This window comes from Helcococcus ovis (assembly GCF_004524775.2).
GTDB lineage: Bacteria > Bacillota > Clostridia > Tissierellales > Peptoniphilaceae > Helcococcus > Helcococcus ovis.
Genome location: NZ_CP119081.1, coordinates 1,020,868 through 1,040,082, shown reverse-complemented (window position 1 = coordinate 1,040,082; position 19,215 = coordinate 1,020,868). Strand labels below are relative to the sequence as shown.

Here is a 19,215-nt window from a genome sequence, read left to right as displayed (position 1 = left end):
GAAATGTATTTAAAATAAAAAAACAAATCCGTAGATTTGTTTAGTTTGCCAATGCAAGCCCTGCGGGCGATTCGAATAAATTTTTATTTGAACTCATGATGTAATCTCGTATAGGTATTAACAAGATTATGTATACATTATTTCAAAAAAAATTTTATTTGTCAAGTTTTTATTATATTAGGAGGAATAATGGGAAAATATTACTTAGGATTAGATATTGGAACAAATTCTGTAGGATGGGCAGTTACTGATGAAGTTTATAACCTTATAAGAAAAAAAGGTAAAGATTTATGGGGTGTAAGATTATTTTCTGAAGCTAAAACGGCAGCAGAAAGAAGAGGTTTTAGATCTTCAAAAAGGCGTAACGATAGGAAACGAATGAGACTCCAATTATTAAGGGAAATTTTCGAAGAAGAAATTAGTAAAGTAGACAAAAATTTTTATTTGAGGTTAGATGAAAGTAAGTATTGGGAAGAGGATAAAAAAATAAATGGAAAATACTCATTGTTTGATGACTTGAATTTTACTGATAAAGAATATTTTAAAAAATATAAAACAATTTTTCATTTAAGAAAAGATTTAATAGAACATTCTGAAAAAAAAGATATAAGGTTATATTTTTTGGCAATTAATCAAATGATGAAGAAGAGGGGGCATTTCCTTATTGATGGTGAATTAAATAATATAACGGATTACAAACCATATCTATATAATTTAATGAATATAATTAATGAAGAATTAGATATAAATTTAGATGAAGATTTTTATAATGAAATATTTACTGTCTTGTTAGATAATTCATTAAAAAAGACTGATAAGAAAAATAAAGTAAAAAATATTATACCTAATTACAAATCAGATAAAACTAAAATAAAAATACTAAATAGTATTTTTACTCTTGTAATATCAGGAAAAGTTAAGGTAAAGGATATATTTAATGATGATGAAATAAAAGTGAAAGTAGAAGAAGATAAAAAAACTGATTTTGAACTTTCTGATGAAAAATATCAAGAAAATTTAGAATATTTTGAAAATTTATTAGGATATAAATATGAATTAATTATTAATTTAAAAGCAATATATGATTTCATTTTATTAAAAGATATACTAAAAGGTCATAAATATTTATCTGATGCAAAAGTTGAATCCTATAATAACCATCAAAATGATTTAAAATTATTAAAAAATTTAATAAGAAAATATGATTCAGATAATAAAGTTTATAATCAAATTTTTAGAGATAAATCTAATGAAAAAGGATATGTAGCATATTTAGGCTATTATAATAATAAAAAAAGAATATTTCCTGTAAAAAAATGTAGTTATGAAGATTTCACAAATTATATAAAAAAAGAATTAAATAAAATTGTAGATAATAATGATAAAGATTATTTATATATTATTTCAAAAATTGAAAATGAGCAATTCCTATTAAAACAAATCGTTTCAACTAATTCGGTAATACCTCATCAAGTTCATTTAATTGAGCTAAGAAAAATAATAGAAAATTTACTATTAGATTATCCATCTTTTGAAGTAAAAGAAGATGGATTTACTAGGGCTGAAAAGATTGAAAAGATATTTAAATTTAGGATTCCATATTATGTAGGACCATTAAATGACTATCATAAAAATAAAGGTGGAAATGCTTGGATAGTTAAAAATGAAGAATATAAAAATGAAAAAATTAGGCCTTGGAATTTTGAAACTGTAGTTGATTTACATAAATCTGAAGAAGAATTTATAAAAAGAATGATTAATGAATGTACTTATTTACCTAATGAGAAAGTTTTACCTAAATCATCTTTGCTTTATCAAGAGTATATGGTGTTAAATGAATTAAATAATCTTAAAATTAATAATCAACCATTACAAGTTGATGTAAAGAAAAAGATAATTGACGAATTATATAAAAAATATTCTAAAGTGACTTTAAAAAAAATAAGGAATTTTTTAATTATAAATAATTATATAGAAAAAACAAATGAAATAAATTTTACGGGAATTGATACTGAACTTAAGGCAAATATGAGCTCTTATGTAGAATTTAAAAATATATTAGGTGATAATTTTAATATAAATATGGTTGAAGATATAATTGAACAAATTACTATTCATACGGGTAATATAAAATTATTAATTAAAAAAATTGGAGAAAAGTATCCTAATTTAAGTGAAAAACAACTGAAAGAAATAGTCTCTAAAAAGTATAAAGACTGGGGAAGATTTTCTAAAAAATTATTAAATGGACTAGAAGGAACTGAACTAGAAACAGGTCAAATTGGGACGATTACTTATTACATGAGAGAAAATAATGATAATTTTATGCAAATATTAAGTGGTAATTATGATTTTATTTCGAAGATAAATAAACTTAGACAAGCTAACTTACCTAAAAATTTAGATTATAGTGTAATCGATTCATTATATGTATCTCCATCTGTAAAGAAAATGATATGGCAAGTTATTAACATAAATAAAGAATTGATTAAAGTATTAGGGAAAGAACCCGATAAAATATTTATTGAAATAGCTAGATCAAAAGATGAAAAACCAGAAAGAAAAGATTCAAGAAAAACACAATTATTGAATTTATATAAATCTATTAAAAAAGAAAATGGAAAATTATATAATGAATTAGAAAATTTTAATGATATTGATTTTAGAAATAGAGCGTTATATTTATATTTTACTCAAATGGGAAGATGCATGTATTCTGGAGAAAAAATTGATTTAGAAGATATTTATGATAAAAATATGTATGATTTAGATCATATTATTCCAAGAAAATTAAAAAAAGATGATTCAATTATAAATAATTTAGTTTTAGTAAAAAGAAATTTAAATCAAACAGTAAAAGGAGATAAATATCCAATACCATCTTCAATTAGAAATAATGAAGAAATAAAAAATTATTGGTATAGATTACTAAAAAATGGTCTTATTTCTAAAGAGAAATATGATAGATTAAATAGAAATCAAGAATTGACAAATGAAGAGCTAGCAGGATTTATTAATAGACAATTGGTAGAAACTAGACAGTCTACAAAAGTTGTAAAAGAACTTTTTGAAAAATATTATATTAATTCAAAAGTAATTACTGTAAAAGCTGAATTAACAAGTGAATTAAGAAAAGATTTTGAAGTTCTAAAGTGTAGAGAATTAAATGATTTACACCATGCTCATGATGCATTCTTAAATATTATTGTCGGAGATGTATGGAATAAAAAATTCACATCAAACCCTATGAATTTTATTAAAAATAATAGAAAAGAAAATTTATTAGATTATTCTATAAAACATATTTTTAAAAGGGACCAATTTTCCAAAGGTGAAAAAATATGGGATGTTGCTGAAGGCAAGAAAAAAATAATTGATACTTTGAATAAACCATCTGTATTATTTAGTAACGATTCTTTTGAACAAAAGGGAGAATTATTTAATGCAACAATTGTATCTAAAGATGACATTAAGAAAGGAACTTCATATTTACCATTAAAGAAAAATGAAAGACTATGTGATGTAACTAAATATGGTGGATATAAAAGTATAAGTGGAGCTTATTTCTTTTTAGTTGAACATGTAGTAAGGAATGAGATTGTAAGAAGTATAGAAATGGTTCCGATTTATATTGCAAATAAAATTAAAAATAATAAAAGTGAATTAATCAATTATTGTGATTCTATATTAGGTTTAGATAAACCTAATATTATAATTGATAAAATTAAATATAAAACAGAGATAGAACTTAATGGATTTAGATATTTGATTAGTGGCAAAACTGATAAACAGCTTAGCTTAGAGCCAAATATGCAAATGTTCTGGAAATTAAATGATACTTATGTTATAAAATTATTAATCAATAAATTTAATAAATATAATGAATATAAAACAGATTTATTTGACGAGGAAGATAAGTATATGATTTTAAATTATATAAGACTTATCAAGAGAAAATTGGATCATTCAATATACTCAAAAAGACTTAATGTGCCTAAATTTGATATTGATAATTTGAATAAAGATAATTATATAAATAATTGTCATTTATTAGTTAATTTAATTAAATTGACCAATAAAACTTTACAATTAGCTGATTTAAGTTCAATAGGATTAGGAAAACATATGGGAAAGGCTAGAATTCCACAAAAATTAAAAAATGAAATTTATATTATTAATAAATCAATTACAGGTGCTTTTGAAAAAAGAATAAGGATAAACTAATGGGATGGAGAACAGTTTTAATTTCAGGTCGAGCTAAACTCGACTTGAAATTAAATAATATGATTGTTAGAAAAGAGGAAATTTATAAAATACATATTCCTGAAATAGCTATATTAATTATTGAATCAACAACTGTTTCAATTACAACTGCATTAATTGAGTCTTTAATTGAAAATAAAGTAAAAATAATTTTTTCTGGAAGTGATCATTGTCCTATTGGGGAAATTATTAATTATTATAATAAGTTTAATTGTGTAGCTAGTATAAAAAAACAAATAAAATGGAAAAAACAAAATAAAGAAAAAGTATGGGCTGAAGTGGTTAAATTTAAAATATTTAATCAAGCAAGAGTACTATCATTTATAGATAATGATTCATACAATTTATTAACTAAATATATAGATGAAGTAGAATTAGGAGATATTTCAAATAGAGAAGGACATGCGGCTAAAGTATATTTTAATACATTATTTGGTAAGGATTTTTCAAGGGGAATGGATCATCCTATAAATGCTATGTTAAATTTTGGTTACTCAATTTTATTGTCGATTTTTACTAGAGAAATAGTTTCAATGGGATATTTAACTCAATTAGGAATATTTCATGATAATCAATTTAATTATTATAATTTGGCGAGTGATTTCATGGAAATTTTACGTCCAATTGTTGATAATGTAGTTTTTGAATATATGCCACAAAAATTTGATAAATTTGAAAAGAGTGTAGTATTAAATATTTTAGAAAAAAATGTAAAAATTGAAGGAATAAATTATACTTTCTTAAACTCGATTACAGTATATTGTAAGAGTTTATTTGAAGCTATAGAAACAGGAGATATAAGTTTAATAAAGTTTATTGATTATGAGTTATAGATTTATGAGAATATTATTATTTTTTGATTTACCTAATATAACATTAGAAGATAAAAAAGAATATAGAAATTTTAGAAAATTTTTGATAAAAGAAGGTTTTTTTATGATGCAGGAATCAGTATACTGTAAATTACTATTAAACCAAACTACTTTAAGAACTATAAAGGATAGGATATATAAGAATAAACCAAAAGAAGGCTTGATTCAATTCATAGCTATTACTGAAAAACAATATCAATCTATGGAATATGTAATAGGAGTAAAACGTTCAGATATTATTGATAGTGATAAAGGAGTAATTTTGTTATGAATTTAGTTTATAATTTATTAAATGAACCATATTTGCTTGATTACGGAAATTTTTATAATATAACTATAGAAAATTTACATGAATTTAGAAAAGTTATAGAAGGAATAAAAAATAATGAATATATAAATATATATGAAGAAGAAAAAATTATAAATAATTTTGAATTTATTGAAAATATTACTACCTTTAATTTTGAAGATAAGAAAATAATTAATAAAATAATTAAAGATTTATTTTTATTATCAAAAAGTGAAATATTTTTAGATAAATACTATCAAAATAATATAATGTTAAAAAACTTTATTTCAGATTTGATATTTGAATATGAAATACCATTGGAAATAGATGATGAAGTAGATTTTACATATATATTAAAATCTTTTGGAATCAAAATAAATAATGAATATAGTTCATATATTGAAAATTTGATTAATTATTTAAAATTGTATTTAGAAGTTTTTGGAGTAGATATTTTTATATTTATAAATTTAACACAATTTTTGAGTAATGAAGAGTTTAATCTATTATTTGATTTTATAATGAAAAATAATATTTTGATTATAAATTATGATAAGATATATATGAATAATAAAATTATAAAAAATCAAATTTTATTTGATAATGATTTGTGTAGAATTTTATAATTTATACCATATATGAGATTACCACTTGTGATGGAGTCGATACCACTCATGGATTTGAGGTTTGAGTATGATGTAATTTCGTATAGGTATTAAACAAATGGAAATTGATGAAGTAATAAACATGTGTTTGAGTATGATGTAATTTCGTATAGGTATTAAACAATTAACATTATAAATTTTACATAGCTCAAGTTTGAGTATGATGTAATTTCGTATAGGTATTAAACTTATCAAATAAAAATAAAGCAAAGTCTGATGTTTGAGTATGATGTAATTTCGTATAGGTATTAAACACTTATCCAAGACTGACAATGATATTGAGAGTTTGAGTATGATGTAATTTCGTATAGGTATTAAACAAGAATGTGGAACGTTTAACCGTTGTTTCAGTTTGAGTATGATGTAATTTCGTATAGGTATTAAACATTAATTGGAGATATGAAATAAGGTATAAAGTTTGAGTATGATGTAATTTCGTATAGGTATTAAACTCAGAATGAAAATACATCAAGAGCTAAAGCGTTTGAGTATGATGTAATTTCGTATAGGTATTAAACAGCAATTCAACTAATGCAAATCACTCAAAGGTTTGAGTATGATGTAATTTCGTATAGGTATTAAACACTGTAGCCAAATTGATGGGTGATACTTTAGTTTGAGTATGATGTAATTTCGTATAGGTATTAAACCTTAAAAAGCCGTTAAAAACGGTTGTTTATGTTTGAGTATGATGTAATTTCGTATAGGTATTAAACTGCTTATCATCAATCGTATACGGTGTTGATGTTTGAGTATGATGTAATTTCGTATAGGTATTAAACAGAATCAATAAAATACTGCAAGCATGACGTGTTTGAGTATGATGGGCTTGAGATATAATAGGGATACAGAGAAAAAAGCTTGATAATTCGGGGCTTTCAGCACTGTATCCCTATTTTAAGAATCATAGAAATATAATAAAATATTGTAAAAGGAGGATTCTATGAGAGCAAAAAATATTTCAAGTCAATATATAATTCCTTCTGCTTACAAAGAAGGTGAGAATAAATGAGGTGGGTAATAAAAATAATATTGTTTCCATTCAGCTTTCTACTTAGTGTCCTTACTGCCTTTCTGACATTTATACTTGGCATAGGAACAACTATTCTGTATTTCTTAATGCTGATGTGTATCGTTGCAGCAATAGGATCATTTATGCAAAAAGATATATCACTTGGCATTGAGGCGTTGGTATTAGGATTTTTGTTAAGTCCTTATGGAATACCGATGGTTGGAGCAGCAGTTATAGCATTTCTTCAAGGAATCAATGAAGCAATAAAATCAATCTAAAAAATTTCATAAAAATGGTTACCAAAGGCGATAGAGAAAAACTATCGTCTTTTTCTTTGCAAATTTTTAAGGAGGGAGGTGAAGCGATGGACTTTGACTATTTCTATAACAGAGAAGCGGAAAGATTTAATTTCTTAAAAGTACCGGAGATATTGGTTGATGGAGAAGAATTTCGGGGATTGTCGGCAGAAGCAATTATCCTCTATTCAATGCTTCTTAAACGGACAGGAATGTCTTTTAAGAATAATTGGATAGACAAGGAAGGCAGGGTATTTATATATTTCACAGTCGAAGAAATTATGAAAAGAAGAAGTATCTCAAAGCCGACTGCCATAAAAACATTAGATGAGTTAGATAGTAAAAAAGGAATTGGACTGATTGAACGAGTACGACTTGGACTTGGCAAACCGAATATCATTTATGTCAAAGATTTTATGAGCGTATTTCAGGTAAAAGAAAATGACTTACAGAAGTTAAAAAAATTTACTTCAGAAGTAAAAGATGTTGACCTCAGAAGTAAAGAAAATGAACTTCAAGAGGTTAAGAACCTTGACTGTAACTATATAGAGAATAATAAGAGTAAGTATAGTAAGAGAGAATATAGTTTTAGTGGAAACGGATTTGGAACATTTCAAAATGTATTTTTAACGGCAGAAGATATATCCGATTTACAAATCATAATGAACTCACAGCTTGATAATTACATTGAGAGATTATCTGCATATATCAAAAGCACCGGAAAGACCTATAAAGACCATAAAGCGACAATCCTTTCTTGGTTTTATAAAGATCAGGGAAGAAGCAAAGAAGTGAAAACATCAAATATCCCGACATGGGAAGAATATGATAAAGGAGAACACCTATGATGAAAGAATTGGAAAAAGTAATGATAGAGGATGTAGAGTATGCCTATGATCCTGAAAAAGAATATATCAAGGACGGACACGCATATTGTAAAGTCTGCCATGAAAGAAAAGACGGAAAAGTGATGGAGTTCTTTAATAACAAGATAATATTTAAGATTTCTTGCAAATGCGATAGAGATAGAGAAGCAAGAGAAAAGGAAAGACAAAAGCAGATGGATATAGAGCGATTAAAGAGTAGCTGCTTTAACTCGATTATTCAGTGGTCATATACCTTTAAAAATTATCAGGGAGAAGAAAATCAAAGCCTTATTATTGCAAAAAACTTTGTAAAAGATTATGAGCAGATGAAAAAGGAAAATATAGGACTTCTATTCTACGGTTCGGTAGGAAGCGGCAAGACATACCTTGCTTGTTCTATCGCCAACGCTTTAATTGAACAATATCAGATAGGAGTTAAGATAAGAAATTTTGCACAGATAATCAACGAATTACAAAAAGGTGGATTTGACCTTGATAAAAACGCATATATTGAATCCCTCGTAAATACTTCCGTTCTTATCTTGGATGACTTGGGAATAGAAAGAGATACAAGCTATGCCAAAGAGCAGGTATATAACATTGTCAACAACAGGTACTTAAAACAAAAACCGACTATCTTTACCACTAATCTTTCCTACGACACAATCCAAAACTGTAAAGACAGCGTGGAGTATCAAAGAATCTACTCAAGGATTATAGAGATGTGTATTCCTGTTATGATTGTAGGAGAGGATTTTAGAAAGATTATTCAAAAGGACAAACTGAATCGTAATAAGGACAGACTGCTGAATGGAGGTGAGAGAAGTTGATCAATGAAGAAATTGCAAGAAAAACACTGAATATGGAAGTGAAAGCTGCTAAAGTAACAGGAAAACTTCTCTTGACATTATTAAAGAAGCTTATGAAAGAAGCAGAAAAACTCGGAGGACTTGAAAAGCTGGTTAATGCTAACGGAAATGAGGTAAAGCTAAAAGATATGGTTAAAAAGGGACAGCTTGAAGAAATTCCGGTTGAAGAAGCAGAACTTAAGGAACTCAAAAAGGAACTTAATCGGTATGGTGTTAAGTTTTCAGTGATGAAAGATAAGGAAACAGGTAAATACTCTGTATTCTTTCAAGCCAAAGATATGAAAGTGATGAATAAAGCCTTTAAGCACGCCCTTTCAGAATCAGAAAAGAAAACGGAAAGGAAGGAGTCCATTCATAAGAATATTGAGAAGTTCAAGGAGATGGCTAAAAACTCTGTTTCCAAAGATAAAATCAAGAATAAACAAAAGGAGCAGAGCCTATGAGTAATTTAAAAACATTTGAGAATATGAAATTTGGGAAACTCACTGTAATTGAAAAAGACGGTGAGTTTTTCTTTTTAGGAAGAGAAATAGCTGAAAAATTAGGATATGCAAATACAAATGATGCTTTAGCAAGACATGTGGATACAGATGATAAAGCTGATGTCGTGTTTCACGATGGCAGGCAAAGAAGAAACATGGTATCTATCAACGAGTCTGGTCTTTACTCTCTTATCCTTTCTTCCAAGCTGCCACAGGCAAAAGAGTTTAAGCGTTGGGTTACAAAAGATGTGCTTCCGAGCATTCGTAAAAACGGCGGATATATCAAAAATCAAGAGAATTTATCAAAAGAAGAGATACTCGCAAATGCGGTGCTTCTTGCCAATAACCTCATTGCTGAAAAGGAGAAAATGATTGAGGATTTAGAGCCGAAAGCTAAGTATTTCGATGAGCTGGTAGATAATAACTTGCTCACAAATTTCAGAAATACGGCAAAGGAGCTTCATATTCCACAAAAGATATTCATTCAATTTCTGATAGATAAGGGGCTTATTTATCGAGATAAGAAAAACAGGCTTCTTCCTTATGCAAAGAACAACAAAGGATATTTTGAAATTAAGGAATGGTGTAGAAACGACAATGATGCGGTAGGGATTCAAACTTTTGTAACACCTAAAGGAAGACACTTTTTATTGCTCTTGATTGGAGGTGATGATACTTGTGATAGATAAGATACTAAAAGATATAAAAGGCTTATTTAAGGTGCAAGATAAGGCAAAGTTTGTAAAACAAAACATTCCCTATCTTGTATTTTTCTATGTAGGCAATATCTTTTCACACCATGTAAGAGCTTATATAGGTGGTGATATAATAGATAAAATCTTTCAGGGAATATTAGAGCTTAACACCATGAGCTTTATTCCAAGTATTCATGTGGCTGACATTCTAATAGGCGTAGGAGTAGCAGCTTTAATCAAATTCATCGTATATACCAAAGGTAAAAATGCTAAAAAGTTTAGACAGGGAAAAGAGTATGGCTCAGCAAGATGGGGAACGAAAAAAGATATAGAGCCATATATGGATGAAAAGTTTCAAAACAATATATTGCTTACCCAGACAGAACGATTAACTATGAATGGCAGACCAGATAATCCAAAGTATGCAAGAAATAAAAATGTGTTGGTTATCGGTGGATCAGGGAGTGGTAAAACAAGGTTTTATGTCAAACCGAACCTTATGCAAATGCACTCATCATATTGTGTAACTGATCCAAAAGGAACGATAGTCCTTGAGTGCGGTAAGATGCTTGAAGATAATGGCTATGAGATAAAAATCTTAAATACCATAAACTTCAAAAAGAGTATGAAATACAATCCCTTTGCCTATATCCGTTCTGAAAAAGATATTTTGAAATTGGTTCAGACAATCATTGCAAATACTAAAGGAGAGGGAGAAAAAGCAGGTGAGGATTTTTGGGTAAAAGCGGAAAAGCTCTACTATACAGCCCTTATCGGCTACATCTTCTATGAAGCACCAAGAGAAGAAAAGAATTTTGCTACTTTACTTGATATGATAGACGCTTCAGAAGTAAGAGAAGATGATGAAACCTATATGAATCCGATAGACAGACTTTTTGAAGCACTGGAAAAGAAAGAGCCTACGCATTTTGCGGTCAAGCAATATAAAAAGTATAAATTGGCTGCTGGAAAAACGGCGAAGTCTATTCTTATTTCATGTGGTGCAAGGCTTGCTCCCTTTGATATTCAAGAGCTTAGGGACTTGATGAAAGAAGATGAACTTGAACTTGATACACTTGGAGATAGAAAGACAGCACTCTTTGTTATTATCTCGGATACTGATGATACCTTTAACTTTGTGGTGTCAATTATGTATTCACAGTTATTTAATCTATTATGTGATAAGGCGGATGATGAGTACGGAGGTAGACTTCCTGTCCATGTAAGATGCCTACTTGATGAATTTGCAAATATCGGCTTAATTCCAAAGTTTGAGAAGCTGATTGCAACCATCAGAAGTAGAGAGATTTCAGCAAGTATTATTTTGCAGGCACAATCTCAGTTAAAGGCAATCTACAAAGATAATGCCGATACCATTGTAGGTAACTGTGATAGCACCTTGTTTCTTGGTGGTAAGGAAAAGACTACATTAAAAGAGCTTTCTGAAACACTTGGCAAAGAAACTATCGACCTTTACAATACATCAGAAACAAGAAGTAATCAAAAGAGCTTTGGGCTTAATTACCAAAAGACAGGTAAGGAACTGATGAGCCAAGATGAGATAACGGTTATGGACGGTGGAAAATGTATATTTCAGCTTCGAGGTGTCAGACCGTTTTTATCGGATAAATTCGATATTACAAAGCACAGGAATTATAAGCTGCTTGAGGACTATGATAAGAAGAATTTGTTTGATATAGAAAGCTATATGAAACGAAAAGGAAAAGCAAAGCTGAATAGGGAAACCGTAATTACAAGAGTATAAAAATCTGTAACTGTTTTAGATATGCCTGCATTTGGTATAATTAAAATCAAAGATGCTCAATGTAACTTAATAACATAAAGAAAAGAATGGGGGTTAATATTATGCAGCCGATTTCAATAAAGAAATTTGCTGAGTCAACAGCAAAAAATAATAAAGATATAGACCAAAAAGAACTTGAAGAAACACTTAGGGAGGTTCTTGAGGATAAGAAAAATGGAGCAAAGTGCATGATTTGCGGTTCTCCTATTTGGGCAGCAGGTAGTGCAATAACGGGAAGTTACATGTGCTTTACTTGTATAACAGGTGAAGCTGATGATAGCTAAGACTATGAGGTAGTTGATTAGGATAACGGAGCTTAAAGAAGAAAAACAAATAGGGGGAATAATGACGAAAAGCAGTAAGTCTAAAAATAGATTTGCTGCTTTTTTATTACTAAAATTAGGAGGCAAGATGATAAGGATTAGAAGTCCCACTAAGAAAAAACGAAATAGCAAGAGTATCAGCGATTGGAAAAGAAAAATTCCGATCGCTTTTTTTATTGAAATGAAAAGGAGAAATTTTTAATGAAGCAAGAAATGATTAACATCAACGCCAACTTAGTGGCAGAACCTACTTTCTCAAGTTTTGAAAAAGAGGGTGAAGAAGTAGAAGTTGTAAACTTTACGCTTGTAAAGAAGTACGGTAAAGGCAAGGAGTACATCAATTGTGCAGCCTATGGAGAAAAAGCGGATAAAGCAAAATCTTTTGAAAAAGGCGATTTGATTCATATCTTTGGCTACTTTAAGAAGCGTGAAAAAGAGGGAAAGACTTACAAAAACTTTGTAGTGAAGTCATACAACAAAATTGATAAGAAAGAAGAAAATGAGGAGGAATAAGTTATGGAATTTTTTACACAGGCAGTTAATGTATTAAAGATTTTAGTTATGGCAGTAGGAGCAGGACTTGGAGCGTGGGGTGTTATTAACCTGATGGAAGGATATGGTAATGACAATCCCGGAGCAAAATCGCAAGGGATCAAGCAATTGATGGCGGGAGGAGGTATTGTTCTTATCGGACTTAAGCTCATTCCGCTTCTTGCAAATGTACTCAAGTAAGAAGAAAAGGAGAGCTTAGATGTTTGGAATATTCGACAAGATAGAAGAATTCTTTAAAGAGCTTCTACTGGGCGGTATCCAAGCAAACTTAGAGTCCATGTTTCTTGACATCAACGATAAAGTTGGTGCAGTTGCAACAGATGTAGGAAAAACTCCTATGGGGTGGAACGGAGAAGTATTTACCTTTATTAAAAGCATTAACGATTCCGTCATTATTCCCATAGCGGGACTAATCATCACAGCAGTCCTTTGTATCGAGCTTATCAACATGGTAATGCAAAAGAACAATATGCACGATACGGATACCTTTGAGTTTTTCAAGTACATCATCAAGATGTGGATTGCTGTATGGTTAGTATCTCATGCCTTTGAGTTTAGTATGGCAGTCTTTGATGTGGCACAGCATATGGTAAATAAGGCGGCGGGGGTGATAAACACCTCTGCCGCCGTTTCTGGAGACCAGATAGTGGCGATGATGGATACCCTAAAAGAAAAGGGACTTGGAGAGCTTGTCATGATTCTCTTTGAAACCTCCATCATCAAGGTTGCTATACAGGTAATATCCGTTGTAATCATGCTTGTGGTTTATGGAAGAATGTTTGAGATTTATGTTTACTCATCGGTTTCAGCCATTCCATTTGCCACAATGGGAAACAAGGAGTGGGGACAGATTGGAACAAACTACATCAAGGGACTATTTGCACTTGGACTACAAGGACTCTTTTTAATGGTTTGTCTTGGAATATACGCAGTATTAGTTAAGACGATTGAAATAACAGATATACACACAAGTACCATGACGATACTTGGCTATGCGGTTTTGCTGGGGTTAATGATGCTAAAGAGTGGAACACTGGCCAAAAGCGTATTAAATGCACACTAAAAAAGAAAGGAAAGATAGTATGAACAAAAGAAAAACAGTATTTACAGCAGTAGCAATCGGAGCAGGCGTTATGGCGGTAATTGACAGAATCAGACTTCATAACAAGGTAGAAGAATTGGAAGAAAGGACACAGGACATTGGTCGTTGCCATAATGATTTTTGCTTGATGCAGCAAAGATATAACAAAAATACAGATGAACAGCTTGCAATTATTCAAGATGAAATCGGCTCTGTATATGAACACTTTGAGGCGTTTTCAAAGGACAAAGAAGATGGGAGGTAAGTTATGGCGTATGTACCAATCCCAAAAGACTTAAAGAAGGTAAAGACAAAGGTAGCCTTTAACCTTACAAAAAGGCAGCTCATAGGATTTACCATTGCAGGACTTATTGGAATACCTGTCTATTTATTTATGAGGAAGGTAGTGCCAAACGATATAGCCGTCATATTTCTCATTGTGTCCACACTTCCTATCTTTTTCATCACTCTTTTTGAAAAGGACGGACTGACATTTGAGAAATATTTTAAGCATATCTATCTTCATAAGTTTTATCAACCGCAAAAGAGAGTGAGAATGGAGGTTTACCTTGAAAGACAAAAGAAAGATACAAGAAATAAAGCTCATGCAAAACAAAAAAGCGTTAAGAAGGGGGAAAGAGGACTTAAAGCAAAGTAAGGGAAAAGTTAAAAACGAAAAGAGCGGGCTGCTTGACCTTATCTTTAAAAAAGAGCAAAAACGCTATACGGTAGAAGATACCATTCCCTATCTAAGACTTTTAAAAAGTGGGATATGTCAGCTCGATGAAAAACACTTCAGTAAAAGCATAGCCTTTCAGGATATTAACTATCAGCTTGCTTTAGATGAAGATAGAGATTTGATTTTTAATCAGTTTGCAAACTTTCTAAATTCCTTTGCTCCAAGTGTCAGCATTGAGTTTTCCTACATCAATCAGCTTGGGAGAAATGAAGAAATGAAATCGGCAATTCAGATACCGGATAAAGGGGACGGATTTGACGATATACGACTTGAGTTTAGAGAGATGCTAAAAAGCCAGATTGTAAAGGGAAATAACGGACTGAAAAAATCAAAGTATGTAACTTTTACAGTGGAAGCGGATAATTTAGAGCAGGCTACATCAAAACTTGAAAGACTGGAGATAGATATATTATCAAGCCTTAAAAGCATGGGTGTAAGGGCAGAAAGTCTTACAGGAGAAGAAAGGCTAAAGGTACTTCACGATATATTAAATCCGAATAAGACCTTTGAGTTTTCCTACAAAGACCTGAAGAAAAAGGAAAGTACCAAAACATATATAGTGCCTGATGAATTTAACTTTATGCCAAGCAGGTATTTCAAGTTTGGAAAGTATATCGGAGCAACAAGTCATTTTCAAATCCTTGCAAGTGAGCTTTCAGACCGTATGCTATCTGAGTTTTTGGATATTGATGATAATATCAATATCTCTTTTCATATTAAGGCGATTGACCAGTCAGAAGCCATCAAGATGGTAAAACGAAAAAACACCGATATTGATAAGATGCGAATTGAGGAAAACAAGAAAGCTGTAAGGTCAGGCTATGACATGGACATTCTTCCAAGTGATTTAATTACTTACGGAGAAGATGTAAAAAGTCTTTTAAAAGATTTACAGACAAGAGATGAGCGTATGTTTGTTGTAAGTATTGTCTTTATGAATTTTGCAAGGACAGTGCAAAAGCTCGATAACACCATAGCTCAGATAAGCTCCATTGCAAACAAGCATAACTGTAAATTGAAAAGACTTGACCATACGCAGGAACAAGGCTTAGTGAGCGTGCTTCCTCTTGGTGTAAACAAGATTGAAATAGATAGAGGGCTAACCTCATCATCTACAGCAGTCTTTATGCCTTTTACAACAGAGGAGCTTTTTATCAATTCAAGTAATAGTCTTTACTACGGACTAAATGCCCTAAGCCATAACCTGATTATGGCGGATCGAAAGAAATTAAAGAACCCAAACGGTCTAATCCTCGGAACTCCGGGCAGCGGTAAATCCTTTAGTGCCAAAAGAGAAATGGCAAATGCGATTTTAGTAACGGATGATGATGTTATCATCTGCGATCCGGAGGGAGAGTATGGAAACCTTGTAAGACAGTTTAAGGGAGAAGTGATAAAGGTCAGCAGTAAGTCAAAAGACTACTTAAATCCCCTTGATATAAATATGAATTACGGAGATGGGGATGCACCACTGAAAGACAAAGCAAACTTCATTATGAGTATGCTTGAGCTTGTAGTTGGTGGTAGTGGACTTACGGCAGAAGAAAAATCAGTTATTGATAGATGTCTGCCTAAGATTTATGAGAAGTATTTTGAAGAGCCAGAGCCTTGTAATATGCCGATTCTTCAAGACCTATACGATATGTTAAGAGGACAGGAAGAAAAGGTCGGTAAGAAGCTGGCAACGGAGATGGAAATCTATGTATCAGGTTCTCTTAATGTTTTTAATCACAGGTCAAATGTGGACTTAAATAAGAAACTCCTGTGCTTTGATATTAAAGAACTTGGAAGTCAGCTAAAGAAAATAGGAATGCTTGTTATACAGGATCAGGTGTGGAATAAAGTATCTCAAAATAGAGGAAGCAAGGCTACAAGGTACTATATAGATGAGTTTCACTTGCTATTAAAAGATGAGCAGACAGCATCTTATTCTGTGGAAATATGGAAGCGTTTTAGAAAATGGGGAGGTATTCCAACAGGTATTACGCAAAATGTCAAAGACTTACTTATGAGTAAGGAAATTGAAAATATCTTTGATAATACCGACTTTGTCTTAATGCTAAATCAAGCGTCAGGAGACAGAGAAATTTTAGCAAGAAAACTTAAAATCTCACTTCCTCAGCTTAGATATGTTACCAACTCAAATGAGGGCGAGGGACTACTGTTCTTTGGAAATACCATTGTTCCTTTCCTTGATAAGTTCCCGAAAGATACAATTCTCTATCAGAAGATGACTACCAAACCTGAAGAAGTGAGGTAGCCTATGGGAAAAAAGCTGAAAAAGGATTTTAGGGAAAGGCATAAGGCAAGTCTTGAAAGAGAAATGCTCCATAGTGAAACATTCACTACATCTGAAGAAAGTAAGCTAAAGCATAACGATGATTACAGAGGAAAAATCGTCCATGACAAAGACGGATTTCAGGACAAGGTTCATAAGAAAACAAACAAGGTAAGTTCTGGTAATGAAAAGGCTTATGGAACATCCAAGAGAAACGCAAGATATAGAGCTTCTGATAAGGATAGTGTAGCTGCTGTAAGTGAAACAGGAAGATCGGATTATATTACGGAGGTAAAGGATGGAAAAATCTATGATCCTTTAGGAAAAGACCTTGATAATGACGGGATTATAGACAGATACGATAATGACTTTAGGGACAGCGACTACTTTGAATCAACTTATGATGTGGATGATAATCTCCATAAAAAAGATGAGTTTTTTGGAAGTTCCTCTATAACTCATGAGGCTAAAAAGAGAAAGTATAAGAGGAAAAACTACACCGAAAGCCTTTATACAAGAAAAAAAGAAGATGTGTCAAAGGAAAATAAATCTGAAAGTAAAAAGATTGGAAAAGATGCTGCAAGCGAAAAAGTTCATAGTAGCCTTTCTAAAGAGCAGAGGAAAAAGCTAAAGAAAGATATGGTAAAGGTATCTGCCCTTTCAGGACTTGCCAAAGGAAGTGAAACCGTAAGGGATTATCTTTCTCATGGAAGTGATGAAAATAAAGGGGTGGAAGCAGGAGAAAAGACGGCGGACGCAAGCTCTAAACTCATTCATGGCATAAAGAAATATTCTGATAAGAAAAAGGCGAAGAAAGGATACGATCTTACAAATAAGGATTATAAAATCAGGAAGCGAAAATCGAAGCTTGAATTTCGTGATGCCAAAGAGAACCTGAAAAAGACGAATAAATATAAAAGAGCAAATGCCTATAAAAGATTTCAAAAGAAAAATCAGGTAAAGGCAGCAATTTCTCGTGAGAATAAGTCAAGACTTAGAGATCGGATTAAAGAGGGACTTATTGGAACGCTGAAAAGCTCAAAGGATATGATTATCCGAAAAGCCAAAGGACTTATGCTTATCTTCGTAGGTATTATTATCTTAGGAACTTTTGTGATTAACTTTGCAGGAACGGGCATGACAGGCTTTATGAACTCGACAAGCTCTGTCCTTACAACAAGCTACTTATCAAAGCCAAATGTTCTAAGTGAAATCAATGAGAATTTTTCAGGGATGGAAAAGGATCTGCAAAACGAGGTTGACAATGTCAAAGAAAATTATCCCGGATATGATGAATACATCTTAAATAATACAGAGTACATCGGTCATAATGTTCATGAGCTTTTATCCTACATTACATCAAGGTGCGGAGAGGTAAAGAGTGTATCTGAAGTAAACTCCATATTAAAAGAATTGTTTGAGTCCATGTACGACCTTGCGTATAGGGAAGAAATTGAAATAAGGTATAGGAGAATTACAGAAACCTATACCGATGAAGATGGCAATGAATATACCGAAAGTTACGAAGAACCGTATGAGTATAAAAAGCTCATTGTAACACTTCATAAAAGGGAGATGGACAGCATTATCCGAAAGGTGTTTGCAGACTATCCCGATAATCTAAAACACTATGAAGCCTTATTCCTTGCACAAGGAAATATGGGAGAAGCCTTTGGTAATTCTGACCTTATTAGTGCAAATGGTGGTATCGGTGGTGGAAAAGAGTATGAGGCATCTACGGAAGTACAAAAGAAGATTGTTAATGCTGCATATATTACACCATCTCCGGGTGCAGGCTGGTGTGCCATGTGGGTATCGCAAGTTTACCAAAATGCGGGACTTGGATATATCGGAGGAAACGCTAATGATATGTATAGAAACTATACCTTTACATCAGATAGGTCAAAGCTAAAAGTAGGAATGCTTGTTGCAGTGGAAAGTAGCAGTAGCGGAAGCACAGCAGGACTTACCTATGGTCATGTCGGAATTTATATCGGAGACGGAAAGGTAATTGATAACATTGGTCGAATCAGAGTAACTACCTTAGATGATTGGATTGCGACTTTTTGTAAGCATCATCCCGTGGGCTTCGGTTTTCCGCCAAATGTAAACAGATAAGGAGGAGACGA

The 19,215-nt window shown here is 31.4% G+C and carries 18 protein-coding genes and 1 CRISPR repeat array; all 18 genes read left to right on the top strand.

Going from position 1 to position 19,215, the window contains the following annotated elements; all coding sequences use genetic code 11:
- The first annotated feature begins 189 nt into the window (after positions 1-189).
- The gene (cas9, locus tag EQF90_RS04840; protein ID WP_134711652.1) at positions 190-4,224 is read left to right on the top strand and encodes a type II CRISPR RNA-guided endonuclease Cas9; all 4,035 of its coding nucleotides are present in this window, start codon (positions 190-192) and stop codon (positions 4,222-4,224) included.
- Positions 4,224-5,096, top strand: a complete 873-nt coding sequence (cas1, locus tag EQF90_RS04835) for a type II CRISPR-associated endonuclease Cas1 (protein WP_134711653.1) — start codon at positions 4,224-4,226, stop codon at positions 5,094-5,096. Before cas9 ends, cas1 begins: the two co-directional genes overlap by 1 nt.
- 4 nt (positions 5,097-5,100) lie before the next feature.
- Positions 5,101-5,406, top strand: a complete 306-nt coding sequence (gene cas2, locus EQF90_RS04830; protein ID WP_134711654.1) for a CRISPR-associated endonuclease Cas2 — start codon at positions 5,101-5,103, stop codon at positions 5,404-5,406.
- Positions 5,403-6,050 carry a type II-A CRISPR-associated protein Csn2 gene (csn2, locus tag EQF90_RS04825; protein WP_134711655.1) on the top strand — a complete coding sequence of 216 codons (648 nt, stop codon included), beginning with the start codon at positions 5,403-5,405 and terminating at the stop codon, positions 6,048-6,050. The genes cas2 and csn2 overlap by 4 nt, the downstream gene beginning before the upstream one ends.
- A 59-nt stretch (positions 6,051-6,109) precedes the next feature.
- A CRISPR array of direct repeats spans positions 6,110-6,871; the repeat unit is 36 nt; unit sequence GTTTGAGTATGATGTAATTTCGTATAGGTATTAAAC.
- A 226-nt stretch (positions 6,872-7,097) separates the two neighbouring features.
- The gene (locus EQF90_RS04820; protein ID WP_134711656.1) at positions 7,098-7,379 is read left to right on the top strand and encodes a CD1845 family protein; all 282 of its coding nucleotides are present in this window, start codon (positions 7,098-7,100) and stop codon (positions 7,377-7,379) included.
- An 86-nt stretch (positions 7,380-7,465) separates the two neighbouring features.
- Positions 7,466-8,245: a replication initiator protein A gene (locus EQF90_RS04815; RefSeq protein ID WP_134711657.1), complete on the top strand. Its 780-nt coding sequence runs from the start codon at positions 7,466-7,468 to the stop codon at positions 8,243-8,245.
- Positions 8,242-9,093, top strand: coding sequence for an ATP-binding protein (locus tag EQF90_RS04810; protein WP_134711658.1), 852 nt, complete (start codon positions 8,242-8,244; stop codon positions 9,091-9,093). Before EQF90_RS04815 ends, EQF90_RS04810 begins: the two co-directional genes overlap by 4 nt.
- Entirely contained in the window at positions 9,090-9,575 is a 486-nt protein-coding gene (locus EQF90_RS04805) for a PcfB family protein (protein ID WP_134711659.1), read from the top strand. The genes EQF90_RS04810 and EQF90_RS04805 overlap by 4 nt, the downstream gene beginning before the upstream one ends.
- Entirely contained in the window at positions 9,572-10,303 is a 732-nt protein-coding gene (locus EQF90_RS04800; RefSeq protein ID WP_134711660.1) for a BRO family protein, read from the top strand. Before EQF90_RS04805 ends, EQF90_RS04800 begins: the two co-directional genes overlap by 4 nt.
- Positions 10,293-12,074 carry a VirD4-like conjugal transfer protein, CD1115 family gene (locus EQF90_RS04795; RefSeq protein ID WP_134711661.1) on the top strand — a complete coding sequence of 594 codons (1,782 nt, stop codon included), beginning with the start codon at positions 10,293-10,295 and terminating at the stop codon, positions 12,072-12,074. The genes EQF90_RS04800 and EQF90_RS04795 overlap by 11 nt, the downstream gene beginning before the upstream one ends.
- 101 nt (positions 12,075-12,175) lie before the next feature.
- Positions 12,176-12,397, top strand: coding sequence for a hypothetical protein (locus tag EQF90_RS04790; RefSeq protein ID WP_134711662.1), 222 nt, complete (start codon positions 12,176-12,178; stop codon positions 12,395-12,397).
- Positions 12,398-12,637: 240 nt separating this feature from the next.
- Positions 12,638-12,949 (top strand): single-stranded DNA-binding protein, encoded by a 312-nt coding sequence (locus EQF90_RS04785; protein WP_134711663.1) that lies wholly within the window; start codon positions 12,638-12,640, stop codon positions 12,947-12,949.
- Positions 12,950-12,952: 3 nt separating this feature from the next.
- On the top strand, positions 12,953-13,168 hold the full coding sequence (locus tag EQF90_RS04780; RefSeq protein WP_000394208.1) for a Maff2 family mobile element protein: 216 nt from the start codon (positions 12,953-12,955) through the stop codon (positions 13,166-13,168).
- A 19-nt stretch (positions 13,169-13,187) separates the two neighbouring features.
- Positions 13,188-14,051: a VirB6/TrbL-like conjugal transfer protein, CD1112 family gene (locus EQF90_RS04775; RefSeq protein WP_134711664.1), complete on the top strand. Its 864-nt coding sequence runs from the start codon at positions 13,188-13,190 to the stop codon at positions 14,049-14,051.
- Between the two features lie 19 nt (positions 14,052-14,070).
- Positions 14,071-14,334, top strand: a complete 264-nt coding sequence (locus EQF90_RS04770; RefSeq protein WP_134711665.1) for a conjugal transfer protein — start codon at positions 14,071-14,073, stop codon at positions 14,332-14,334.
- Between the two features lie 3 nt (positions 14,335-14,337).
- On the top strand, positions 14,338-14,727 hold the full coding sequence (locus EQF90_RS04765) for a PrgI family protein (protein ID WP_134711666.1): 390 nt from the start codon (positions 14,338-14,340) through the stop codon (positions 14,725-14,727).
- A complete protein-coding gene (locus EQF90_RS04760) occupies positions 14,639-17,068 on the top strand; it encodes a VirB4-like conjugal transfer ATPase, CD1110 family (RefSeq protein ID WP_134711667.1) in 2,430 nt (809 codons plus the stop codon). The genes EQF90_RS04765 and EQF90_RS04760 overlap by 89 nt, the downstream gene beginning before the upstream one ends.
- Positions 17,069-17,071: 3 nt before the next feature.
- A complete protein-coding gene (locus EQF90_RS04755) occupies positions 17,072-19,204 on the top strand; it encodes a CHAP domain-containing protein (protein WP_134711668.1) in 2,133 nt (710 codons plus the stop codon).
- Positions 19,205-19,215: the final 11 nt, after the last annotated feature.